Raw genomic sequence first — 21130 nt, 5'->3', positions numbered from 1 at the left:
CGGACATGACGCGCGACCCCGCCACCCTGGTACCGGCCGAACCGTTCAGCGCGGCTGATGCGGCGGCGGTGTACCGGGCCATCTTCGAGCGGCGCGACATGCGCCACTTCGCCGGTGGCAGCGTGGCGCCCGAGGTGCTGCAGCGCCTGCTGCAGGCGGCGCACCACGCGCCCAGCGTCGGTTTCATGCAGCCGTGGCGCTTCATCCGCATCACGCGGCCTGTCTTGCGCCAGCAGCTGCACGCGCTGGTGGAGCAGGAGCGGGTGCAGACCGCGCGAGCCTTGGGCGAGCGGGAAGACGCGTTCATGAAGCTCAAGGTGGAGGGTGTGCTGGAAGCGGCCGAGCTGTTCACCGTGGCGTTGGCCGACGGGCGCGAGCGCCATGTGTTCGGCCGCCGCACGCTGCCGCAGATGGACTTGGCCTCGGCCGCCTGCGCCATCCAGAACCTGTGGCTGGCCGCGCGCGCCGAAGGGCTGGGCATGGGCTGGGTCTCGCTGTTCGATCCGTCCGCGGTGGCGCAGCTGCTGGGCCTGCCGCCCGGGGCCGCGCCGATTGCGCTGCTGTGCCTGGGGCCGGTGCAGGGTTATTACAGCGAACCGATGCTGAGCCAGGACCAGTGGGCGCAGCGCGAGGCGCTGGCCGGGCTGGTGTTCGACGACCGCTGGGGCCAGGGCGCCAGTCTGTTTGCAGCCGAGGCACCGTGATGCTGTCCATCGGCGCCTTCTCCCTGTCTTCGATGCTGCTGCTCGTCGGCGCCCTGTGGCTGGCGCTGGCCATCGACCGTTGGCTGGGCGAGCCCGCTGCACGCTGGCACCCAGTGGTGTGGATGGGGAATTACCTGGGCTGGGTCGGCGCCTTCATCGCGCCGCAGCAGGCCCAGCCGGGCACTGCCGATTACCAGCGTTTTGGGCTTGGTGCCCTGGCCTGGATTGCGGGAGCCGCTCTTGTTTTGATAGCGTCCATCACACTGCAGCAACTGGCATGGCAATTGCCGGTATGGCTCGGCCTGGTGCTGCTGGGCCTGCTGCTCAAGCCCTTGCTGGCCTGGCGCATGCTGCGCGGCGAGGTGCTGGCGGTGGAGACCGCCTTGGCCGAATCACTGCCGGCCGGGCGTGCGCGTCTGGCCTGGTTGGTCAGCCGTGATGTGTTGGCCTTGAGCGAGGCCGAGGTGCGCGAGAGCGCCATCGAGTCGCTGGCCGAGAACCTGAACGACTCGGTGGTGGCACCGATCTTCTGGTTCGTGCTGCTGGGCCTGCCCGGCGCGGCGCTCTACCGTTTTGCCAACACCGCCGACGCCATGTGGGGTTACCGCGGCATCTACAACGGGCGCGACTGGACCTGGGCCGGCAAATGGGCGGCGCGCGCCGACGATGTGCTGTCCTGGCTGCCGGCACGCCTGACGGCCTTGCTGCTGGCGCTGGTGAACGGTGGCCTGTCGCTGCGTGCGCTGCGCCGCGAAGCGGGGCGAACGCCATCACCGAACAGTGGCTGGCCGATGGCGGCCATGGCCTTGGCGCTGGACGTGAGCTTGCACAAGCCCGGCGTCTATGCGCTGCACAGCCAGGGCCACGCGCCGCTGGCGGGCGACACGGGGCAGGCGGCATCTTTAGGTTCGAAAGTGGTTCTGGCCCTTGCCATGTTTGCGACAGCAGCTATTATTTTGATAGCGTTTTCGGTGCAGGAGGTACAGCCATGAGTGCGCTGCGTATCCACGGCGGCCCGGATGCCCAGGGCGTGCCGCTGCATGACTTCTCCACCAACAGCAATGCCTGCGGTCCGTGCCCGCAGGCGCTGGCCGCCGTGCAGGGCGCCGATGCCACGCGCTACCCGGACGCGGCCTACACCGAGCTGCGCGTGCAGCTGGCGGCCTGGCACGGTGTGGCGCCGGAACGCGTGCTGCTGGCCGGCAGCGCCAGCGAATTCATCTTCCGCGTCAGCGCCTGGGTGGCACAACAAACGGACGGTTCGGGTGGCCGCGGCGTCTGGCTGCCGCCGCAGCACTATGGCGACTACGCGAGCGCCGCGCAGGCCTGGGGCCTGAGGCGGGTCGAGTTGGCGCAGGACGCGCAACTGGCCTGGGCCTGCGACCCGTCCAGCCCGCTGGGACAGCCGCAGACGGGTCTGGCCGGACTGGTGGCGACGGCACCCGTGCTGGTGCTGGACCGTGCCTACGAGCCGCTGCGCCTGAGCGGCGCATTGGCCCTGACACAGGAGCAACTGCTGCGCGTCTGGCAACTGTGGACACCAAACAAGGCGCTCGGCCTGACCGGCGTGCGCGCCGCCTATGTCATCGCACCACTCGGCGCACTGGAGGCGGTGGCGCAACTGGAGCGCTTGGCGCCATCCTGGCTGGTGGGCGCGCATGGCGTGGCCTTGCTGCAGGCCTGGCTGCAGCCTGGGGTGCAGGCCTGGTTGCAGCACAGTCTGGCCACGCTGCACGAATGGAAGGCCCGCCAACTGGCCGCATGCGAGGCGCTGGGCTGGACCTGCCTGCCCAGCCATGCCAACTACTTCTGCGCCCGGCCTGAGTTGCAAGGCGAGGCGCTGACGCAGGCCCTGGTCGCCTTGCGGGCACAGGGCATCAAACTGCGCGATACCACTTCGTTTGGTCTGCCCGGCCACGTGCGTCTGGGCGTGCTGGCGCCACAGGCGCAGGACGCACTGCAGCAGGCTTGGATGAGCGTACGCGTACAGGAAAGGGCCAGCACATGACAGCCAAAGCAGTGATGGTGCTGGGCACCACCAGCGGTGCCGGCAAGAGTTGGCTCACCACGGCGCTGTGTCGCTACTACGCGCGCCAGGGCTTGAAGGTCGCGCCGTTCAAGGCGCAGAACATGAGCAACAACGCGAGAGTGGTGGCTGGCTCAGGTGGGGGCGGGGAGATTGGTTCCGCCCAGTACTTCCAGTCCCTGGCGGCCAAGGCCGAACCCGAGGTGCGCATGAACCCGCTGCTGCTCAAGCCCGAGCGCGACACGCACAGCCAGGTGGTGCTGCTCGGCCAGGTGGATGAGGCACTCACACGCATGGACTGGCGTGGCCGCAGCGAGCAGGTCTGGCCCACGGTGGCGCGTGCGCTGGACGAGTTGATGGCCGAGAACGACGTGGTGGTGATCGAAGGCGCCGGTTCGCCGGCGGAGATCAACCTTTCGGGCAGCGACATCGTCAACCTGCGCGTGGCGCGCCATGCCAACGCCGCTTGTCTGCTGGTGACCGATATCGACCGCGGCGGTGCTTTTGCCCATCTCTATGGCACCTGGGCCTTGATGCCGGAGGTCGATCGTGCGCTGATCCAGGGTTTTGTGCTCAACAAGTTCCGCGGTGATGCGACCTTGCTGGCACCGGCGCCGCAGATGCTGCAGGAAAAGACGGGCGTTCCGACGGTGGCCACGTTGCCGATGTGGCACCAGCACGGCCTGCCGGAGGAGGATGGTGTTTTTGACGACCGGCATACAGGCTCCGGCGAGATCACGACCACCATTGCTGTCGTCGCCTATCCGCGCATCAGCAACCTCGACGAGTTCCAGCCGCTCAAGAACGTGCCCGGCGTGCGCCTCAAATGGGTGCGCAGTGCGGCGGAGCTGCAGGGTGTTGACTGGGTCATCCTGCCCGGCTCCAAGCACACCAGCAGCGACCTGGCCTGGCTGCGCGCGCAAGGACTGGATCGCGCCATTGCCGCCCATGCGCAGCGGGGTGGGGCGGTGCTGGGCATTTGCGGCGGCCTGCAGATGCTGGGCGAGGCGCTGATCGACCCGCACGACATCGACGGCAACGCACCGGGCCTGGGCCTGCTGCCGCTGGTCACCGCCTTCGAGCCGGCCAAGACGGTGCAGCGCACGCGGGCGACGTTTGCCCCCGTCATCGGTCCGTGGGTGGCGCTCTCGGGCATCTCGGTGCAGGGTTACGAGATCCACCACGGCCAGACGGCGCAACACCCGGCCATGGCGGCCAAGGGCGATGTGGCGCGTCGGCTCATCCCCCATCTGGCCTGGCAGAACCCGGCCGGCAATGTGCTCGGTCTCTACCTGCATGGCCTGTTTGAAGACGCGGCCGCGCTGCAGGCACTGTTCGGCCGGCACGGCGCCCAGGTGCCGACGCTGGATGCCGTGTTCGAGCGCATGGCCGACTTCATTGACGAGCACTTCGAACCCGGCGTGCTGGACGCGCTGATCCGACGCTGAACGATTTTTCCAACGAGAACGACATGACCTTCACCCTGCCGAACATTCCTGACATCACCGACGCCGCCCTGGCCCAGCGCCTGCAGCACAAGATCGACCAGAAGACCAAACCGCTGGGCTCGCTCGGCCGTCTTGAGATACTGGCCCTGCAGCTCGGCCTGATTCTGGGTACCGAGGCGCCCGAGTTGCAAGCGCCGCAGATGGTGGTGTTCGCCGGCGACCACGGCCTGGCCGCGCGGGGCGTGTCGGCCTATCCGAGCGATGTGACCTGGCAGATGGTGGAGAACTTCCTCGCCGGCGGCGCGTGTGTGAGCGTGCTGGCGCGCCAGCACGGCATGGCGCTCACCGTGGTGGACTGCGGCGTGCGCCATGATTTCGCGCCGCGTGCATCGCTGCTGATTCGCAAGGTGGCGCCCGGCACCGCTGATTCGGCGGCCGGGCCGGCCATGACGTCGGAGCAATGCGCCCAGGCGCTGACCAACGGTGTCGAGCTCGTGAAAGGCTTGCCCGGCAACGCGCTGCTGCTGGGTGAGATGGGCATCGGCAACACCTCGGCCGCCTCGCTGCTGCTGTCGCGCCTGGCCGGGCTGGAGATCACCGACTGCACCGGCGCCGGCACCGGCCTGGATGACGCGGCCATTGCGCGCAAGATCACGGTGCTGCGCGAGGTGCTGCTCAAGCACCCGGACGCCAAAGCGCCGCTGGACGTGCTGGCGGCTTTCGGCGGTTTCGAGATTGCCACCATGGTGGGCTCGGTGCTGCAGGCGGCGGCCGAGCGGCGCGTCATCGTGGTCGACGGCTTCATTGCCAGCTCGGCCGTGCTGGTGGCGAGCAAGCTGGCGCCGCAGGTACTGCAGCGCTGCGTGTTCGCCCACCGCTCCGGCGAGCGCGGCCATGCACTGATGCTGGCGCAGCTGGGCGCCAGTGCGACGCAGCAGCCACTGCTCGACTTCGGTCTGCGACTGGGCGAGGGCTCGGGCGCGGCACTGGCCTGGCCGCTGCTGACGTCCGCCTGCGTCATGCTGCGCGACATGGCCAGCTTCGAGTCGGCGGGTGTGTCGGAAAAGTCGGCCTGATCCCGTGCTTGGGCGATTAGGGTAAAACCCTGTTCCATGAACTTCATTCGCCACTACCTGCTGGCCATCCAGTTCTTCACCCGCATCCCGGTCACGGGGCGGCTGGCGGCGTGGGTCGGTTACAGCCCGGCCATGCTGCGCGAGAGCGCGGCGCATTTCCCCGGCATCGGCTGGCTGGTGGGGGTGGTGGCCGCGCTCGGCTACGCCGCGGTGCTGCTGCTGTTGCCCGACCTGACAGCGACGCCGCTGGTGGCGGCCTCACTCAGCACCGTGCTCACGGTGCTGCTGACCGGTGCCTTCCACGAAGACGGGCTGTCCGACGTGGCCGATGGCCTGGGCGGTGCCTACGAACGCGAGCGGGCGCTGGACATCATGAAGGACTCGCGCGTTGGCGCCTTCGGCGTGCTGGCGCTGGTGCTGGCGCTGCTGACCAAGGTGTCCTTGCTGACGCTGCTCGGCGAGGTTGATCTGGAACTGGCCTGTGCCGGCCTGTTTGCCGCGCATGTGGTGTCGCGTTTCCTGCCGCTGCTGCTGATCCGGCTGCTGCCGCATGTGGGCGACACGGCACGCTCCAAGTCGAAGCCGCTGGCGGAGCAGATCAGTGGCGCCAGCCTGCTGGCGGCGTCGGTGTGGCTGCTGGCCGCCCTGGCCCTGCTGCAGTGGTGCTATCCGGACGTCAACTGGCTCGTGCCGGTGCTGGTGGCGGTGCTGGCCTGGCTCTGGATGTGGCGCCTCTTTGTGCGCCGCCTGCAGGGGTTCACCGGCGACTGTCTGGGCGCCACACAGCAGGTGTGCGAGCTGGCGGTCTACTTCGGGCTGGCACTGAGCCTATGAGACTCTGGCTGGTGCGCCATGCGCAACCGCTGGTGGCGGCAGGCGTCTGCTACGGCGCCAGCGACCTGCCGGCCGATGAGGCCGCCACGCAGGCCTGCGCCGCCCAGCTGGCACCGCAGTTGCCGCCGGGTGTCGCGCTCATCACGTCGCCGCTACAAAGATGTGAGCGTCTGGCGCAACAGATACAAGGCCTTCGGCCCGATTTGATGCTGAAACGCGATGCACGCCTGGCCGAGATGGACTTCGGCTGCTGGGAAGGCCAGCGCTGGGACAGCATCCCCCAAAGCGCCTTCGATGCCTGGACGACCGACTTCGGCGCCCACCCGTTCGGTGGCCGCGAAAGCGTGAACCAGTTGCTGCAGCGCGTGGCCGCCGTGCGCGCCGAGACCTTGCAGCAGGGTGGCGATGCGGTGTGGGTCACCCATGCCGGCGTGATCCGTGCCATGGCCCTGCTGGCACAAGGCATCGAGCGGCTGGAACATGCCGAGCAGTGGCCGCGGCACGCGCCGGGTTTTGGCGAGTGGCATCAACAGCCGCTCTAGGGCGACGGAAATTTCAGGCCGACTCGACCCGGTTGTGGCCCTTGTCCTTGGCATGGCACAGCGCCTTGTCGGCCCGGGTCAGCAGCGTGTCCAGTGTGTCGTTGTCGTGCCGGTTGGTGGTGACGCCAATGCTGACGCTGCCGTGCGGCACCGCGTCCGGCTGATCCACCAGGGTGCGGATGCGTTCGGCCACCCGCAGCGCTTCGTCCAGCGGGGTTTCCGGCAACAGCAGCATGAACCCCTCGCTGTCAAAGCGGCCCAGCAGATCCGGCTGCCGCAGCAGTGGCCTGACACGGGCCACGAAGTCGGCCAGCAGCTGGGTGCTGCGCAGTTGGCCGTAGGTGTTGCGGATGTGCTGGATGTGATCAAGGTCGATCAGCAGCAGTGCCAGCGTGTGGCCCTGGCGACGGCTGCGCGCCAGTTCCTGCTGGCAGGCCTCGCTCATGTGGTGCTGGGTATAGGCGCCAGTTTGCGCGTCGCGCGCCGCCAGGTGGCGCGATTCGGTACGCAGCCGCTCGGCAGCCATCAGGATGAGGCTGACCGTCATCAGCAGGGTGATCAGCACATAGGCCATGAGGAAGACCGGATGCGGCGTGCTCGGGTCGAACGCGGTGCGCTCCACTGGCAGCAGCCCAATGACAACGATGCGCACGAGCTGGTTCAGCGCGCCGCAGATCAGCGCCGTCAGCAGCAGCAGGCGGGCCAGACCCGGGCGGGCATGGCGGTAGATCAAATGGGCGTGCAGCAAAAACAGCAGGGCCAAGGGGGGCGCCACGACCAGCAGGCGGATCCGGAAATCAGGCTCGATCACGCTGAACCACAGCACCGGCAGGCACAGCAGGGCGATGAAGGCGCTCCAGTACCGTACCGCTGTGGGCCGGTTCAGAAAGCGTTGGCTGCCGAGGTATGCCAGGTACAAGCCAACGAACAGCAGCATGTTGGGAACGGCAATGGTCAGCAGGTCCGGCACGCGGCCACGCAAGGCACCCAGCAGGGTGGTGGAGCACAGGGCCAGCGGCGCGCCGGTCCAGTTGCCCAAGCCGCGGATCGAACCGGGGAAGCGGCGCCACTGGAGGAACAGCACCACCGCCATCAGCGCGGTCATGATGCTGGTCAACAGAACCACGGTTCTTGGATCAACGGTCGTCATGCTTATTCCACCCTGTTGCGCTCATTGTGGCCGATTTGCGCCGCGGCTCAAGCGCTCGTCGTGTTCGTGGAAAGTGCTCAGGGTGCTTCGGTTTTAGGCGTGAAGTCGCAATACGCGGCCACGCTGCACAGCCAGCATTGCGGCTTGCGCGCCTGGCAGACGTAGCGGCCGTGCAGGATCAGCCAGTGGTGTGCGTCGATCAGGTACTCGGCCGGCACCCGCTTCAGCAGCTGCATTTCCACCTCGTACGGTGTCTTGCCCGGCGCCAGGCCGGTGCGGTTGCCGACGCGGAAGATATGCGTGTCCACCGCCATGGTGGGCTCGCCGAAGGCCGAGTTCAGCACCACGTTGGCGGTCTTGCGGCCGACGCCGGGCAGGGCCTCAAGCGCCTCGCGGCTGCGCGGCACCTGGCCGCCGTGCTGGTCCACCAGGATGCGGCAGGTCTGCATCAGGTGCTTGGCCTTGCTGCGGTACAGGCCGATGGTCTTGATGTAGCTCTCCAGCCCGTCCAGCCCGAGGGCCAGGATCTTCTGCGGTGTGTTGGCCACGGGAAAGAGCTTGCGTGTGGCCTTGTTGACACCGACGTCGGTGGCCTGGGCCGACAGCAGCACGGCGGTGAGCAGTTCGAACACCGAGGTGTATTCGAGTTCGGTGACGGGTTGCGGGTTGGCGGCCTTGAGGGTGGCAAAGAAGGCGGCAATGGCGGGCGGTTTCATGAGGCGCGTGACAGAGAACGTGGGCGCCCGGATGGTCCGCCCCTGCGAGCGATCTTACAGGGACGTGATGTCGAGAAAGCTGTCGGGCTGCGGCATGTGCTTGTGCATCCAGTCGAGGTCGAGGTCGAGCTTGGCAATCACCGCATGCGGCAGCGCGTCCAGGATCTCGGGTTCGGTGAACGCCATGTCGGCCAGCCAGCCGGCCAGGTGCACCACGCCGCCCAGTGGGCAGAAGGGCACCGCCGCCAGCGGGTCGGAGGCGGTGTCCAGCCCCTGCACGATGCCGGCTGGAAAGCGCCAGCGCCGCGCCAGTTCGGCCGTGACCTGGGCTTCGGTGAAACCCAGTACGTGCTGCTCGCGTTTCCAGCGGTCGCCGGGAATCTGGGGTTGCCGCTCGATGTCGGTCAGGGTGTCGGGCACCGTCTGCACAATGATCAGCTCGCCCAGCCGCACCATCATGCCGGCCAGCCAGGCTTGCTGCCAGTCAACGCCGGCGGCCGGGGCCAGCCACTGGGCGTAACCGGCACAGGCCATGCAGTTCATCCAGAATTCGGTCCGGTTCAGGCCCGGTGCCACCGGGAAGGCCACATTCATGCAGGCGGTCAGCGCCAGTGTGCGCACCTGTGCCATGCCGATCATCGAGATGGCGGCATCCAGCGTGCCAACCTCGCGGCGCAGGCCAATGGCGGCGCTGTTGGCGGCGCGCAGCACCTTGGCGGTGAGGGTCGGGTCCTTGGCGACGATGTTGCGCACATCGCCCAGCACAATGTCTTCTTCGTGCAGCGTGCGGATGAGGGCGTGCGCCACCTCGGGCATCACCGGCAGCTTGACGGACTGAAAGAAGGCGGAGAAATCGGACATGAAGATTCCAGTAGGGGCTATCGCTGGCGCTTCCAGGGCAACCGTCGCAGCGCGCAAGGGCAGGGCAGGCCGGCATCGGTTGCAAGTGCGTATTCTGGCCTACAAAAACCGCACTTTCCGGCAGCGTCAACCCTTTCTTTGAAAGCATTTGTTTTCATGGGATGATCCTCGTCAATCTGTCTGTTTTTGCCACCATGAAACCCGCGTTCTCCCGTTATCTCCCGCATTCCCTGCGTTGGCCCCTGGCCCTGCTGCTGTCCGCCGTGCTGGCCGGTTGTGCCTCAACTCCGACCCCGGCCCCCGAACCCAAGCCGAAGCTGCTGGTGTTCTTGGTGGTGGACGGCCTGCCGCAGCGCCAGATCACCGGCTACCGCGACCAGTTGGCGTCCGACGGGCTGGCCCGCTTCCTGGAGCGCGGCGCCTGGTTCTCCGAGGCCCACTACGGCCATGCCTTCACCGGCACCGGTGCCGGCCACGCCACCGTGTTGAGCGGTGCCTACACCCATCGCAACGGCATCATCGGCAACGAATGGCGCGACGCCCAGACCGGCGAGCGCGAGTACTGCACCGGCGACACCAGCGCCACCTACATCGGTCACAAAACCCAGCCACTGGACGGCACCAGCCCCAAGAACCTGCGGGTGGAAACCGTAGGCGACGTGCTCAAGCGCGCCGACCCGCGCGCCAAGGTGATTGCCGTCTCCGGCAAGGACCGCGGCGCCATCCTGCCCGCCGGCAAGACGGGCACTGCCTACATGTACATGGCGCAGAGTGGCCAGTTCGCCTCCAGCACGTACTACATGCAGCAGCACCCGGCTTGGGTCAATACTTTCAATGGCCGCAAACTGGCCGACGGTTATTTCAAGACGCAGTGGAAGCCGCTGCTGGACGAGGCCGCCTACGCCCGCTCGCTGCCCGACAACCAGCGCTGGTACGGCCCGCGCGGCGGCGCATTGCCCATGCTGATGGGCGCGCCCAATGACGACGCCCCCGGCCCGGCCTTCTACAGCCAGCTGCTGCGCAGCCCGTTTGTGGACGCCATGTCGCTCGAATTCGCGCGCGCCGCCATCGCCGGCGAAGGCCTGGGCCAGGACGACGTGCCCGACATCCTGTCCATCAGCCTGTCGGGCCACGACTACGTGAACCACCAGTACAGCGCCGAGTCGCGCCTGTCGCACGACCACCTGCTGCAGCTCGACCGCCTGTTGCAAGCCTTTTTTGCCGACCTCGACGCCACCGTCGGCCGCGACAACTACATCGCCATGCTCACCGCCGACCACGGCTTCATGCCTGCGCCGGAATACAGCCAGGCGCAGGGGCGCGATGCCGGCCGTGTCAACGGCGGCCAGGTGCTGACGCGTGTGAACGAGGGCCTGGAAAAACGTTTCGGCCCCGGCAACTGGGTCAGCTACTCCGGCTCGTCGCTGCTGCTCAACAGGCAACTGCTGGCGCAAACCAAGGTGGACGCCAACGCGCTGGCCGAAGAAGCGCGCCGCCTGCTGCTGGCCGAGCCCGGTTTTGCCGCTGCCTACACCCGCCGCGAGCTGGAGAGCGGCAGTGCCCCCGGCCGGCCGTTTTTCGAGCCCATGCGCAAGTCCTGGCACCCGCTGGTCTCGGGTGACGTGCAGTACATCCTCAAGCCGTACTGGATGTTCGGCACCGGCACGGCCACCCATGGCTCGCCCTACGAATACGACACCCATGTGCCCATCCTGGCCTGGGGCCCGCGCTGGGTGAAACCCGGCCGCGTGGACAGCCGCGTGGGTGTGGTGGACATCGCCCCCACCGTGGCCCGCTGGCTGGGGGTGGCCGCACCGGCAACAGCCGAAGGCCAACCGCTGCCGCTGCCGAATTAAGGCCAAATTGGCCACTGTGCCTTGTTGAATATGTGCGGGCAGCTATTGAATTGATAGCGTCTGTGCTGCCTGCCGGCATTGGCTACCATTGGTGCCAGACCTTTGTTTCGTAATTGAAGAAAACCATGCAATTCGCCGACCGCCTGAACAACGTTGAAACCTCCGCCATCCGCGAACTCTTCAAGCTGCTGGGCAAGCCCGGCATCATCTCCTTTGCCGGTGGTTTCCCCGACAGCGCCATGTTCGACGTGGCCGGCATCCGCGAAGCCACCGAGAAGGCGCTGAGCGAAGAGCCCGGCGGCGCGCTGCAATACGGCGCCACCGAAGGCTACGACCCGCTGCGCCAGCAGCTGGCCGCCTTCATGGCCAGCAAGGGCGCCCAGGACGTCAAGCCCGAAGGCTTGATCGTCACCACCGGCAGCCAGCAGGCGCTGGACCTCATTGGCAAGACCCTCATCAACCCCGGCGACAAGGTCATTGTCGAAGGCCCCACCTTCCTCGCCACCATCCAGTGCTTCCGCCTCTATGGCGCGCAGGTGATTGCCGCGCCCATCGACGCGCATGGCGTCAAGGCCGACGAACTCGAACAGCTGGTGGCCGAGCACAAGCCCAAGTTCATCTACCTGATTCCCACCTTCGGCAACCCCAGCGGCGCCACGCTCAGCCTGGCGCGCCGCAAGCAGGTGCTGGAGATGGCGGTGCGCACGCAGACGGTGGTGATCGAGGACGATCCCTATGGCGACCTCTACTTCGGCGAAGCCCCGCCGCCCAGTCTGCTGGCTCTGAGCACGCAAGTACCCGGCAGCCGCGACTGGCTGGTGCATTGCGGTTCCTTGAGCAAGGTGCTCAGCCCCGGCCTGCGCCTGGGCTGGATGATCGCCCCGCAAGACCTGCTGGCCCGCGCCACCATGTGCAAGCAGTTCAGCGACGCCCACACCAGCACCTTCGCCCAGGCCACCGCCGCCCAGTACCTGAAAGCCGGCCGCATGCCCGCCACCCTGGCCCATGTGCGTGAGGTGTATGCCGAGCGCGCCCGCGTGATGGGCGAGAGCTTGAAGCGCGAACTCGGCGAGGCCATCGAATTCACCCAACCCGGCGGCGGCCTGTTCTTCTGGGCCCGCCTCACGGGTGCCAACGGCAAGTTGAAGGATGCCGGCGAGCTGGCCAAACGCGCCATCGACAAGGGCGTGGCCTTTGTGCCCGGCGCGCCATTCTTCGCCAGCAACCCGGATCACGCCACGCTGCGCCTCTCGTTTGCCACCGCGGATGTGGCGAAGATTGAGGAGGGGGTGAGGCGCTTGGGGCGGGCGATTTAACAGGCAATTTGTGCATCGCTAAATTGACTTCGCGTCAGGGCGTTCTAGCCTGGCGCGGGGGCCATTTAAGGCTCGACAAACCCGATGGGTTGAGATGTTTTGGTAATAGCCAACAATGAAGAAAACAAGTCGCACATTCGTCGCCTGTGTCCTGCTAGCCTTTGCAGGGATCACCTTCGCCAAATCCCCCGACTGCGCCGCCCCCGCCATCGAGCAGGCGCGCAAGCTCCTCAGCTTCCATGCCGACGGTGACGACCGCATCGAGATCGACAAGGCTGTGAAAGAGCTGCCTTCGCTCAGGAACCCCGCCAATGAGCAGCAGCGCTTCCAGGTGCTGGAGGTCTGGGGTTACATCTACAAGGCGCGTTACCGCATGCGGCTGATCTACGCGCCCATGGGCGGCAGTTGCACGCTGATGGGGCAGGAAGTGCTGGAGTATGCGAAGCTCTGACCTTCACTGGTCGTTGGTATTCACTGAAGGAGACCTATCTTGCGATCGTTTCTGATGCTTGGCCTGTCGTTCTTCCTGCTGACTGCGCACGCGCAGGAAGCCAACCCCTTCCTTGGGAAATGGAGCATTGGCCCGCAACCCAAGTTGCTGGTGAAAAGCTCAACGTTCGAAATCACCGACACCGGCGGCACCTGGAAGAACTACCCCGCAGGGCCGAAGTCCGATGCCTGTGCCAAGGCGACTGCACCCATGACCGTCGTGGAAAAAAGCGACAAGGCCATGGTGTTCAAGGTCGCGCTGACCTCGGTAGTTGATTTCTGCGAAGACTTCAGGCTCAAGCTGGTGCTGGGGGATGACAAGCAGGTCTCTGCCTTCCGCAACGGCATCGAGTTGAAGCTGACGCGCGACTGAGCGGGGCGTTTCGCGCCGGGCTTGTTTGCTGTTGCTGCGCCTATGATCCGGCAACGTTGATCATCTCAAGCAAGCAACCCATGTCTTCTACCCTGACCCCGCCGCAGCCCGGCCAAGCGCTGTATCCGCACCTACTGGCCCCGCTGGACCTGGGTTTCATCCAGCTCAAGAACCGTGTGCTGATGGGCTCCATGCACACCGGGCTGGAAGACGGGCGCGACCTGAGCAAGCTGGCGGCCTATTGCCGTGAACGCGCCGAGGGCGACGTGGGCCTGATCGTCACCGGTGGTTTTGCCCCCAACATCGCCGGCTGGGCCAAGCCCTTTGCCGGCACGCTGGCCACTTCGGGCGCGGCGCGCCGGCATCAGGTGGTCACGCGCGCGGTGCACGAGGCCGGCGGCAAGATTGCGCTGCAGATCCTGCACACCGGGCGTTATGCCTACCACCCGCTGGCGGTAGCGCCCTCTGGCATCAAGTCGCCCATCTCGCCGTTCAAGCCGTTCGAGCTGTCGGCGCGCGGCGTGGAACGGCAGATCCGCGCTTTCGTCAACTGCGCCGTGAAGGCACGCGAGGCCGGCTACGACGGGGCGGAGATCATGGGCTCCGAGGGCTACTTCATCAACCAATTCCTCGCCGCACACACCAACCAGCGCGACGACGGATGGGGTGGTGACTACAGCCACCGCATGCGCCTGCCCATCGAAATCCTGGCGCGCACGCGCGAGGCGGTGGGGTCGGACTTCATCCTGATCTACCGCCTCTCCATGATCGACCTGGTGCCCGGTGGCAGCGCATGGGACGAGATCGTGACGCTGGGCAAGGCGGTGGCGCAGGGCGGTGCCAGCATCGTCAACACCGGCATCGGCTGGCATGAGGCCCGGGTGCCGACCATTGCCACCAGCGTGCCGCGCGCGGCCTTTGCCTGGGTGACGAAGAAGATGAAGGCCGAGTTTGCAGCCGCTGGCATCAACACGCCGCTGGTGACGTCGAACCGCATCAACACGCCCGAGGTGGCGGAAGCGGTGTTGGCCGAGGGCTGTGCCGACATGGTGTCAATGGCGCGCCCGCTGCTGGCTGACGCGGCGTTTGTGAAGAAGGCGGCGCAGGGCCGCGCTGCCGACATCAACACCTGCATTGCCTGCAACCAGGCCTGCCTGGACCACATTTTCAAGAGCCAGCTGGCCAGCTGCCTGGTGAACCCACGCGCCTGCCACGAGACCGAACTGGTGTACCGCCCGGTGACGCAGCGCAAACGCATTGCCGTGGTGGGTGCCGGCCCGGCCGGCCTGACCACCGCCACGGTGGCGGCCGAGCGCGGCCATGAGGTGCACCTGTTTGACGCAGCGCCCGAGATCGGCGGTCAGCTCAACATGGCCAAGGTGGTGCCGGGCAAGGAAGAGTTCCACGAGATGCTGCGCTACCTGGCGCGGCGGGTGGAGACCACGGGCGTGCAGCTGCACCTGAACCAGGCCGTGCAGGCGCAGGAGTTGGCGGGTTTTGACGAGGTGGTGGTGGCCACCGGCGTGACGCCGCGCGACCCCAAGATCCCGGGCCAGGAGCACACCAAGGTGCTGAGCTACATCGACGTGCTCAAGCATAAAAAGTCGGTGGGCCAGCGCGTGGCCATCATCGGTGCCGGTGGCATTGGCTTTGATGTGGCGGAGTTCCTGGTAGCCGACGGCCACTCCACCACACTCGACCTGACGGCCTGGCAGGCCGAGTGGGGCGTGACCGACCCGGCCCAGGCCCGCGGCGGCTTGCGCCCGGAAGGTCCACAGGTGAGCCCGCCGGCACGCCAGGTGACCTTGCTGCAGCGCAAGGCCGGCAAGCTGGGCGACGGCCTGGGCAAGACCACGGGCTGGATCCACCGCGCCGCGCTGAAGATGAAGCAGGTAAAGATGATCGGCGGCGTGAACTACGAACGCATTGACGACGAAGGCTTGCTGATCAGCTACGGCCAGGAGCGCGAGAACCCGACCTGGCTACCGTGCGACACCGTGGTGCTGTGCGCCGGCCAGTTGCCGCTGCGCACGCTGGCGGATGAGTTGCAGGCCCAGGGCAAAACCGTGCATCTGGTGGGCGGCGCACTGGAGGCCGGTGAGCTGGATGCCAAGCGCGCCATCGACCAGGCGGCGCGGCTGGCGGCGCGGTTGTAGGGCTTGTCACCAGTCACGGGCCAGCAGCGGTTTCCAGGCGCTTGGTCGTGCATCGGCGGCAAACGGTCTTGGTTGACGTGCACCACGTTTGAGAAATATCAGTGCCGCCGACCCTGTGGACATGGATACTCGGCGCCGTCTCCGTTCAACAGACCGCCAGCCATGTTTTCCTTTCGTCCGCAGAAGTCCCTGCAGTTCATCCTGGCCCTTGTGGCCCTTCTGTTCGGCGCAGCCACGCTGTTTTCTGGTGGGCGGGTGCTGGGCGGGGCCGATCCCGGTTATGTGGTTTTCCGGCCGCTGCTGCTCTACAACACGGGCATGGGCCTGGCGTACGTGGCCACGGCAGTCCTGATCTGGCGCCATCTGCCGCGCGCCCTGCCTGCCAGTCTGACGATTGCTTGCCTCAATTTGCTGGTGCTGGCGTGTGCCGGCTTCCTGTTGCAGGCGGGGCAGGGTGTGGCCGAGCAGAGCGTTCTGGCCATGGCGCTACGCACCGGGGTGTGGCTGGCATTACTGGTGGGCGTGGCCTGGTTGCTGCGTCGTCGCGCTCAAGCGGCCTGAGGCCCGCCGATCAATGGCGCCCGCGCGTCGCGGGAGGTTTCTGGGTCTTCAGCCGAGTCTGAACGGCCTCGCCTTGCAGCTCGCGCAGGGCATCGCTGGCAATCCAGCGCGCCGGGCGTGAACCTTGTTGCTGAATGCGGCGCGCTGTGGCGATGGCCGCCACGTTGAGTACCGGGTTGCGTTTGCCGATGTTGCGCAGCGCCCAGTTCACCGCTTTTTTCACGAAGTTGCGCTCATCGCTGGCGGCGGCCTCGATCAAGGGCAGGACGGCTGCAAAGTCTTCATCGCTGGCCTGTTTGTCATGCACCGCCAGTGTGGCCAGCAGGGCGAAGGCGGCGCGGCGCACGAACTCGTCGCGGTGGCTGGCCCAGGCCCGCACTTTACGCCAGGCCAGCGGCGAAGCCAGGAAGGCGCTGCCGCAGACCTGGTCGCACACATCCCAGGAGGCAAAGCCTTGGGCCCAGGCGTCCATCTGGCGCGAGCTCAGTTGAGCCGGTTCGGCCACTAGGCCGGCGACGATGCGGGCCTCGGGAATGCCGGTATCCCACAGGGCTTGTGCCAGGGTTTGGTCGTGCCCCAAGGTGCGGGCGATGCGGCGGATGACGGGCATGGACAGGCCCAGGCGCTGGTCGCCGGTGATGCCGAAGCGGGCCAGGCCTTCCAGTGCCTCGGGGCGGGCGTTTTCCTGCAGCAGGGCGAGGGCTGCTGCCAGGCGAGGGTTGTCAGCGGCCGGCATGGTGCCCTCAGGCGCTCATGGCCAGTCGCTGAACGGGAACGGCACTTCTTCCGTTGTGAAGCTCACGAAGTCGGCAATCTGGCGCAGGTACTGCCCCAGGCTGCGGCCGAATTGGCTCAAGCGCGTGTTGGGCGCATGGATCAATGCCAGCACGAACTGCACGACGGCCAGCACACCCAGCAAGGTGGCAGCCAGCTGAAAGCCGATACCCATCAGGAGCATCAGCACGGCACGCAGCCAGATGTTGCGTTGGGGGGCGGTGGTGGGGGTGTTGTTCATGCGGTTCTCCCTTGGGTGCTGGCGCAAAGTATCAGGGCGAGCGGTGCAGGCGCGGCGCCGAGAGCAGGGCGAGGTTTTCGATGATGGCCACGTCCACGTCGGGCCAGCGGCCGGTGACTTTGGCTGCGGTGATGCTGTTCTGCAGTTGCTTGAGGTCTTTCACGCTCGGCGCCACCTTGATCTGCGCAATGGCCGCCGCCGTGTTGCCCACTTTGAGCAGTGCCATCACCTTGCCTGCCCATTCGCTTGCTTTTGCGTTTGCCCGCGTCGCCATACGTTTCACCTGTCTTGCCTTGAGGGCTCCACTGTACACAACCAGGCGCGGCTGCGGTGCCTGCCTGGAACGCGGTTAAGCTTGGCGCCTCCATGAGTTACACCCTGACCCTGTTTGATGCCGATGGTGCCTCCGACGCGCAACGCCGCGCAGCCGAGCAACGCTTTCGCGAAGTACTGGAAGCGTCGCTGGGCGATGCCAGTCTGGTGGCGCCGGTCTACAGCGCTTACCTGCGCATTGTGGCCACCTACGGCGAGGCACCGTCCCCCGATGTGCTGACCGATGCCGAGCGTGAGATCGTCGAGCAATGGCAGGCGGCCGAAACGGCGGCGGTGGTGGCCGTGTTCGGGCCACACCGCTACATGGGCGATGCGATGTACGAGATCCGTATTTAGGGCTTGTTCAGCCCAGGCCCAGGGCGTGGAACACGCGGATGGCGGCCCAGGCGTCGTTGGCCGCGTACATCAACTGCGCTTCGCTCAGGCGCGGGTTGGCCCAGTTGGAGGTGGTGGCCTTTTTCGACTTGATGAAACGGCGGTTGAACAGCACCGCCACAGCGCCTTTGACGCCCATTTCCTTGCGGTAACCCTGCTGGCGGAACACCGTGTTGAGCTCCAGCACATCGGCGGGTTCGACGCCGAGTTTGGCGGTGATACGCTTGCGGTCGTCGCCCAGGCCGAAGCCGGCTTTCGTGACGCCGCGCAGGGCCAGCAGTTCGGCCACCATGGCGCGGCAGGTGGCATCGTGCAGCTGGAACACCCAGGCCTTGTCCAGCGTGGCGAGCTGCACGATGTGCGGCCCGTCGGACACCTCGTCCTTGCGAAAGGTGGGTTTGGACTCGGTGTCAAAACCCCAGTGGGCGCTGGCGGCCAGTTCCTCGCAGGCTTTTTCTGCCTGTGCCGGCGAGTGGATCAGCGCAATGCGATCCAGGCCAAGGCGTTCGAAGGGATCCAGCAGGGCGATCTGCTCTTTGTCGGGAATCGGTGGAGTGGGGTGCATGTGCTTAGTGTGAGGCCTTATCCACGCCGATGTCTTCGTTCCATAACTCCGGTTTGCTGGCGATGAAGCCGCGCATCAGCGCAATACACGTGGCGTCCTGCACCACGTCCACCTGAACGCCGCGCGAGCGCAACAGGGCTTCTTCACCCAGGAAGGTCTGGTTCTCGCCGATGATGACTTTCGGGATGCCGTAGAGCAGGATGGCGCCGCTGCACATGCTGCAGGGCGACAGCGTGGTGTAGAGCACGGACTCGCGGTAGACGCTGGCGGGCTGGCGGCCGGCGTTCTCGAAGGCATCCATCTCGCCGTGCAGGATGGCACTGCCGCGCTGCACCCGCCGGTTGTGGCCGCGGCCGATGATGCGACCTTGGTGCACGATGACCGAGCCGATCGGGATACCGCCTTCGGCCAGACCGAGCCGGGCTTCGTCAATGGCTGCTTGCAGGAAAGGATCTGTGTTCATGGGTTTGGGGGCTGAATAGGTAGAAACGCCAGGGAATGGCGGGCTCAGGGCGCCTGGTAATTTTTCTCGCGGAACAGTCTGACGGCCGCGTCAACAACGGCCGGATCGAACAACGTTCCCTTGCCTTTTTCCACTTCGATCAAGGCGGCTGGAATACCCAGATGGGGATGATTCGGGCTCTGGTAGGCGATGGCGACAAGGGTGTCGGCGACGGCGATGATCCTGGCTTCCAGCTGGATCTGTTCGCCCGAAAGGCCATTCGGATAGCCGGAGCCATTCATCCGTTCGTGGTGTTGCAACACGGTTTGCGCCAGCGGCCACGGCAGGTCCAGCTTGCTCAGGATGTCGTAGCCGGCCTGCGGATGGCTCTGGATCTGCGCATATTCGTCGGGTGTCAGTTCACCGGTTTTGCAAAGAATTTCTTCCGGGACATTGATTTCTCCGATGTCGTGCACGATGCCGGCAAGGCGTATGCCGTAGGCCTGTTCATGCGTGAGTCCCATTTCCATGGCGATGGCCATTCCGATCTCGCCGACATAACGCTGATTCGACGTGCCGTAATGACTGCGCGCTTCGATGACGGCCTCCAGCGCCACAATGATTTTTTCAAGCGAGGCTGTTGATTTGCCGACGCCCTGCGTGGTGGGCAGCAAGCCGGTTTGGTTGGCCGGCCCGCTGTGGAGTGCCGTGATGCCGAAGGCCACACTCGCGCCCAAGATTTCGAGGGCGTCGATCTCTTCCTCTGAAAAGGCAGACGGTTCGTCGGAATAGAAGGTGATGCCGCCCCAAATCGTGTCGCCTTGGTAGAGCGGCAGGCTGACGGCAGAGGCCAGGTGGTTTTTGACCGCGAAGCGGCGGAAGGCACTGAATTTCGGATCATGTGCCAGATCCTGCACGACACTGGTCTTGCCGGTGCTGATGGCCACGCCCATGGGCGTGCGGCTGTCTTCGGTGTCGCCCCAGGTTGAATCTGGCAGTTGACTGGGGTCTTGCGCATGCCCATGGGAGGCCAGCAGGCTCAGTGTTTTCTTTTCATCCTGCTCCGCACGGCCGATCCAGGCCGTGCGGTACAAACCGCTGTTGACAGCCATCTTGCAGATGGTGTGCAGCATTTGTGCTTCATCGCTTTCTCTGAGCATGGCGCGGATGCAGTTGGCAACGACCTGGAGCGACAGCCGGATTCTTCTGATCGACTTCTCGGCTTGCTTGACCACCGTCACTTCCTCAAGCGTGTGCAGGGTGTAGCGGTATTCATCGTTTTCGCTGTAGATGGGGTAATTCCTGGAGGTAAAGATTTCACCCGTGGCCAGGCGGATGTCACTGCCCGAAATTCCTCGTCCTGCGTTCTGGGGCGGGTCGATGATTGGGCTGCCTGATTTGGGAAAGACGTCAAAGTAAGGCTTGCCAATGATGTCTTGCATGGTCGCGCCTGCACGCTCGAGGTAGGCGCGGTTGGCGCGGATCAGGCGGTAGGAGCGGTCGTAGACAAAGACAGGGATGGTGATGGCGTCAAAGGTCGCCTGCCAGTCTTTCAGCATCTGGGTGATCCGTTGTTCCTCGTCCCGCAGATACTGCAATGCAGTGACCACGGAAACCCCGCTTCTCCCCGAGCGGATCAGCGCTTGGCGGGTGGCCCGTTCACTGTCGGTCATTCCGATCTCTGACTCTGGTGGGGCGTGCTGCAGCCGTTGTATCTGCTTGTCGATCAGCTCCAGCCCCATCTTGCGTTCACGAAAAATGGAGATGCCGGAGATGACGGCGACCAGCATGAGGACCGATGTGCCTAAACGCAGGGCGTCGATGAAGACATGGTTGGTGAAAAGTCCGGCCGAAATGCCGGTGTGTTCAAGGTACTGCTCGAAGCTGGCAATTGCCAGCAAGAGAATGCCGACAGAGAGGTAGATCCAGGTATTTGTCTTGCCGGACAGGCGGATGAGCTGCAGTGCCAATATGGCTGCGATGACAACAACAATGATGCTGGTTGAATGCAGGACGATTTCTGTAAGTTGCATCGCACCCCCCTCTCCTGAATCTGTGCAACAGGATGCGCGCGTGACGCGCATGACGCCGCAAAAGTCGTCCTCCTGGGATAAGAGCGACGATCAAGGAAGTCTTATAGCACCTGGAACACACCCCAAAGCGTTCGAGCGAGCCCCCCATTTGGGGGATGGTAATTGGTTTTGATGGGCCTACCATGGCAGGTCAGCGCGTGTTGCACTGCGAAAGTCCATCAGAGATGGCAGTGCATGTTGGCGAGGAGATGTAGCTGTT

23 protein-coding genes are annotated in these 21130 nt (G+C 65.6%); 14 read left to right on the top strand and 9 right to left on the bottom strand.

Annotated features, from left to right (window positions below; all coding sequences use genetic code 11):
- Window positions 1-5: 5 nt before the first annotated feature.
- The 7 genes from bluB to CDE01S_RS09350 are packed head-to-tail and all read left to right on the top strand — an operon-like array spanning window position 6 to window position 6630.
- Entirely contained in the window at window positions 6-704 is a 699-nt protein-coding gene (gene bluB, locus CDE01S_RS09380) for a 5,6-dimethylbenzimidazole synthase (RefSeq protein ID WP_066706380.1), read from the top strand.
- Complete coding sequence (cbiB, locus tag CDE01S_RS09375; RefSeq protein ID WP_066706377.1) at window positions 704-1696, top strand: adenosylcobinamide-phosphate synthase CbiB; 993 nt, start codon at window positions 704-706, stop codon at window positions 1694-1696. Before bluB ends, cbiB begins: the two co-directional genes overlap by 1 nt.
- Entirely contained in the window at window positions 1693-2712 is a 1020-nt protein-coding gene (locus CDE01S_RS09370) for an aminotransferase class I/II-fold pyridoxal phosphate-dependent enzyme (RefSeq protein ID WP_066706375.1), read from the top strand. Before cbiB ends, CDE01S_RS09370 begins: the two co-directional genes overlap by 4 nt.
- A complete protein-coding gene (locus CDE01S_RS09365) occupies window positions 2709-4178 on the top strand; it encodes a cobyric acid synthase (RefSeq protein WP_066706373.1) in 1470 nt (489 codons plus the stop codon). The genes CDE01S_RS09370 and CDE01S_RS09365 overlap by 4 nt, the downstream gene beginning before the upstream one ends.
- A 23-nt stretch (window positions 4179-4201) precedes the next feature.
- The gene (gene cobT / locus CDE01S_RS09360) at window positions 4202-5254 is read left to right on the top strand and encodes a nicotinate-nucleotide--dimethylbenzimidazole phosphoribosyltransferase (RefSeq protein WP_066706372.1); all 1053 of its coding nucleotides are present in this window, start codon (window positions 4202-4204) and stop codon (window positions 5252-5254) included.
- 36 nt (window positions 5255-5290) lie between these two features.
- Window positions 5291-6088 carry an adenosylcobinamide-GDP ribazoletransferase gene (locus tag CDE01S_RS09355; RefSeq protein WP_066706370.1) on the top strand — a complete coding sequence of 266 codons (798 nt, stop codon included), beginning with the start codon at window positions 5291-5293 and terminating at the stop codon, window positions 6086-6088.
- Entirely contained in the window at window positions 6085-6630 is a 546-nt protein-coding gene (locus CDE01S_RS09350) for a histidine phosphatase family protein (RefSeq protein WP_066706367.1), read from the top strand. Before CDE01S_RS09355 ends, CDE01S_RS09350 begins: the two co-directional genes overlap by 4 nt.
- Before the next feature lie 13 nt (window positions 6631-6643).
- On the opposite strand, the gene CDE01S_RS09345 is transcribed toward CDE01S_RS09350, so the two are convergent.
- The 3 genes from CDE01S_RS09345 to CDE01S_RS09335 form a co-directional block, all read right to left on the bottom strand.
- Window positions 6644-7780 (bottom strand): GGDEF domain-containing protein, encoded by a 1137-nt coding sequence (locus CDE01S_RS09345; RefSeq protein ID WP_084382826.1) that lies wholly within the window; start codon window positions 7778-7780, stop codon window positions 6644-6646.
- A 77-nt stretch (window positions 7781-7857) separates the two neighbouring features.
- Entirely contained in the window at window positions 7858-8496 is a 639-nt protein-coding gene (gene nth, locus CDE01S_RS09340; RefSeq protein WP_066706362.1) for an endonuclease III, read from the bottom strand.
- Between the two features lie 54 nt (window positions 8497-8550).
- The gene (locus CDE01S_RS09335) at window positions 8551-9357 is read right to left on the bottom strand and encodes an HDOD domain-containing protein (RefSeq protein ID WP_066706359.1); all 807 of its coding nucleotides are present in this window, start codon (window positions 9355-9357) and stop codon (window positions 8551-8553) included.
- Between the two features lie 161 nt (window positions 9358-9518).
- Here CDE01S_RS09335 and CDE01S_RS09330 point away from each other — a divergent pair, with 161 nt between their 5' ends.
- The 6 genes from CDE01S_RS09330 (at window position 9519) to CDE01S_RS09305 (ending at window position 16108) form a co-directional block, all read left to right on the top strand.
- Window positions 9519-11213 carry an alkaline phosphatase family protein gene (locus CDE01S_RS09330; RefSeq protein WP_066706357.1) on the top strand — a complete coding sequence of 565 codons (1695 nt, stop codon included), beginning with the start codon at window positions 9519-9521 and terminating at the stop codon, window positions 11211-11213.
- Between the two features lie 125 nt (window positions 11214-11338).
- A complete protein-coding gene (locus CDE01S_RS09325) occupies window positions 11339-12529 on the top strand; it encodes an aminotransferase-like domain-containing protein (RefSeq protein ID WP_066706354.1) in 1191 nt (396 codons plus the stop codon).
- A gap of 115 nt (window positions 12530-12644) precedes the next feature.
- Window positions 12645-12980 carry a hypothetical protein gene (locus CDE01S_RS09320; protein ID WP_066706347.1) on the top strand — a complete coding sequence of 112 codons (336 nt, stop codon included), beginning with the start codon at window positions 12645-12647 and terminating at the stop codon, window positions 12978-12980.
- A gap of 39 nt (window positions 12981-13019) precedes the next feature.
- Window positions 13020-13391, top strand: coding sequence for a hypothetical protein (locus CDE01S_RS09315; RefSeq protein ID WP_157077092.1), 372 nt, complete (start codon window positions 13020-13022; stop codon window positions 13389-13391).
- An 80-nt stretch (window positions 13392-13471) separates the two neighbouring features.
- Window positions 13472-15547, top strand: a complete 2076-nt coding sequence (locus CDE01S_RS09310) for an NADPH-dependent 2,4-dienoyl-CoA reductase (protein ID WP_066706342.1) — start codon at window positions 13472-13474, stop codon at window positions 15545-15547.
- Between the two features lie 162 nt (window positions 15548-15709).
- Complete coding sequence (locus CDE01S_RS09305) at window positions 15710-16108, top strand: hypothetical protein (protein WP_066706339.1); 399 nt, start codon at window positions 15710-15712, stop codon at window positions 16106-16108.
- A 10-nt stretch (window positions 16109-16118) separates the two neighbouring features.
- On the opposite strand, the gene CDE01S_RS09300 is transcribed toward CDE01S_RS09305, so the two are convergent.
- Genes CDE01S_RS09300 through CDE01S_RS09290 form a run of 3 tightly spaced genes read right to left on the bottom strand, consistent with a single transcriptional unit; the run spans window position 16119 to window position 17349 of the window.
- Window positions 16119-16844: a DNA alkylation repair protein gene (locus CDE01S_RS09300; RefSeq protein ID WP_066706337.1), complete on the bottom strand. Its 726-nt coding sequence runs from the start codon at window positions 16842-16844 to the stop codon at window positions 16119-16121.
- A 15-nt stretch (window positions 16845-16859) separates the two neighbouring features.
- Window positions 16860-17123: a DUF4389 domain-containing protein gene (locus tag CDE01S_RS09295; protein WP_066706336.1), complete on the bottom strand. Its 264-nt coding sequence runs from the start codon at window positions 17121-17123 to the stop codon at window positions 16860-16862.
- A 31-nt stretch (window positions 17124-17154) separates the two neighbouring features.
- Window positions 17155-17349, bottom strand: coding sequence for a hypothetical protein (locus CDE01S_RS09290; protein WP_245636149.1), 195 nt, complete (start codon window positions 17347-17349; stop codon window positions 17155-17157).
- A gap of 140 nt (window positions 17350-17489) precedes the next feature.
- Between CDE01S_RS09290 and CDE01S_RS09285 the strand changes: the two genes are divergently transcribed.
- Window positions 17490-17792, top strand: coding sequence for a hypothetical protein (locus CDE01S_RS09285; RefSeq protein WP_066706327.1), 303 nt, complete (start codon window positions 17490-17492; stop codon window positions 17790-17792).
- A 7-nt stretch (window positions 17793-17799) separates the two neighbouring features.
- Here CDE01S_RS09285 and CDE01S_RS09280 read toward each other — a convergent pair whose 3' ends face one another.
- From CDE01S_RS09280 to CDE01S_RS09270, 3 genes are read right to left on the bottom strand one after another with little or no spacing between them, the layout of a single operon-like run.
- The gene (locus tag CDE01S_RS09280; RefSeq protein ID WP_066706325.1) at window positions 17800-18396 is read right to left on the bottom strand and encodes a 3'-5' exonuclease; all 597 of its coding nucleotides are present in this window, start codon (window positions 18394-18396) and stop codon (window positions 17800-17802) included.
- Between the two features lie 4 nt (window positions 18397-18400).
- The gene (locus CDE01S_RS09275) at window positions 18401-18859 is read right to left on the bottom strand and encodes a nucleoside deaminase (protein ID WP_066706322.1); all 459 of its coding nucleotides are present in this window, start codon (window positions 18857-18859) and stop codon (window positions 18401-18403) included.
- Between the two features lie 44 nt (window positions 18860-18903).
- Window positions 18904-20871 carry an HD domain-containing phosphohydrolase gene (locus tag CDE01S_RS09270; protein WP_066706318.1) on the bottom strand — a complete coding sequence of 656 codons (1968 nt, stop codon included), beginning with the start codon at window positions 20869-20871 and terminating at the stop codon, window positions 18904-18906.
- Window positions 20872-21130 lie beyond the last annotated feature (259 nt).

Source organism: Curvibacter delicatus NBRC 14919 (assembly GCF_001592265.1).
Taxonomy (GTDB): Bacteria; Pseudomonadota; Gammaproteobacteria; order Burkholderiales; family Burkholderiaceae_C; genus Hylemonella; species Hylemonella delicata.
This window is presented reverse-complemented; position numbering and strand designations above follow the sequence as displayed.

What these genes read in the sequence shown, in the direction of transcription:
- CDE01S_RS09295 (WP_066706336.1), bottom strand. Translation starts at nt 17,123, where the DNA reads ATGAACAACACCCCCACCACCGCCCCCCAACGCAACATCTGGCTGCGT.
- CDE01S_RS09325 (WP_066706354.1), top strand. Translation starts at nt 11,339, where the DNA reads ATGCAATTCGCCGACCGCCTGAACAACGTTGAAACCTCCGCCATCCGC.
- bluB (WP_066706380.1), top strand. Translation starts at nt 6, where the DNA reads ATGACGCGCGACCCCGCCACCCTGGTACCGGCCGAACCGTTCAGCGCG.
- CDE01S_RS09335 (WP_066706359.1), bottom strand. Translation starts at nt 9,357, where the DNA reads ATGTCCGATTTCTCCGCCTTCTTTCAGTCCGTCAAGCTGCCGGTGATG.
- CDE01S_RS09305 (WP_066706339.1), top strand. Translation starts at nt 15,710, where the DNA reads ATGTTTTCCTTTCGTCCGCAGAAGTCCCTGCAGTTCATCCTGGCCCTT.
- CDE01S_RS09350 (WP_066706367.1), top strand. Translation starts at nt 6,085, where the DNA reads ATGAGACTCTGGCTGGTGCGCCATGCGCAACCGCTGGTGGCGGCAGGC.
- CDE01S_RS09370 (WP_066706375.1), top strand. Translation starts at nt 1,693, where the DNA reads ATGAGTGCGCTGCGTATCCACGGCGGCCCGGATGCCCAGGGCGTGCCG.
- CDE01S_RS09310 (WP_066706342.1), top strand. Translation starts at nt 13,472, where the DNA reads ATGTCTTCTACCCTGACCCCGCCGCAGCCCGGCCAAGCGCTGTATCCG.
- CDE01S_RS09275 (WP_066706322.1), bottom strand. Translation starts at nt 18,859, where the DNA reads ATGAACACAGATCCTTTCCTGCAAGCAGCCATTGACGAAGCCCGGCTC.
- CDE01S_RS09270 (WP_066706318.1), bottom strand. Translation starts at nt 20,871, where the DNA reads ATGCAACTTACAGAAATCGTCCTGCATTCAACCAGCATCATTGTTGTT.
- CDE01S_RS09280 (WP_066706325.1), bottom strand. Translation starts at nt 18,396, where the DNA reads ATGCACCCCACTCCACCGATTCCCGACAAAGAGCAGATCGCCCTGCTG.
- CDE01S_RS09365 (WP_066706373.1), top strand. Translation starts at nt 2,709, where the DNA reads ATGACAGCCAAAGCAGTGATGGTGCTGGGCACCACCAGCGGTGCCGGC.
- CDE01S_RS09285 (WP_066706327.1), top strand. Translation starts at nt 17,490, where the DNA reads ATGAGTTACACCCTGACCCTGTTTGATGCCGATGGTGCCTCCGACGCG.
- CDE01S_RS09300 (WP_066706337.1), bottom strand. Translation starts at nt 16,844, where the DNA reads ATGCCGGCCGCTGACAACCCTCGCCTGGCAGCAGCCCTCGCCCTGCTG.
- CDE01S_RS09320 (WP_066706347.1), top strand. Translation starts at nt 12,645, where the DNA reads ATGAAGAAAACAAGTCGCACATTCGTCGCCTGTGTCCTGCTAGCCTTT.
- CDE01S_RS09355 (WP_066706370.1), top strand. Translation starts at nt 5,291, where the DNA reads ATGAACTTCATTCGCCACTACCTGCTGGCCATCCAGTTCTTCACCCGC.
- CDE01S_RS09345 (WP_084382826.1), bottom strand. Translation starts at nt 7,780, where the DNA reads ATGACGACCGTTGATCCAAGAACCGTGGTTCTGTTGACCAGCATCATG.
- cobT (WP_066706372.1), top strand. Translation starts at nt 4,202, where the DNA reads ATGACCTTCACCCTGCCGAACATTCCTGACATCACCGACGCCGCCCTG.
- nth (WP_066706362.1), bottom strand. Translation starts at nt 8,496, where the DNA reads ATGAAACCGCCCGCCATTGCCGCCTTCTTTGCCACCCTCAAGGCCGCC.
- CDE01S_RS09290 (WP_245636149.1), bottom strand. Translation starts at nt 17,349, where the DNA reads ATGGCACTGCTCAAAGTGGGCAACACGGCGGCGGCCATTGCGCAGATC.
- cbiB (WP_066706377.1), top strand. Translation starts at nt 704, where the DNA reads ATGCTGTCCATCGGCGCCTTCTCCCTGTCTTCGATGCTGCTGCTCGTC.
- CDE01S_RS09330 (WP_066706357.1), top strand. Translation starts at nt 9,519, where the DNA reads ATGATCCTCGTCAATCTGTCTGTTTTTGCCACCATGAAACCCGCGTTC.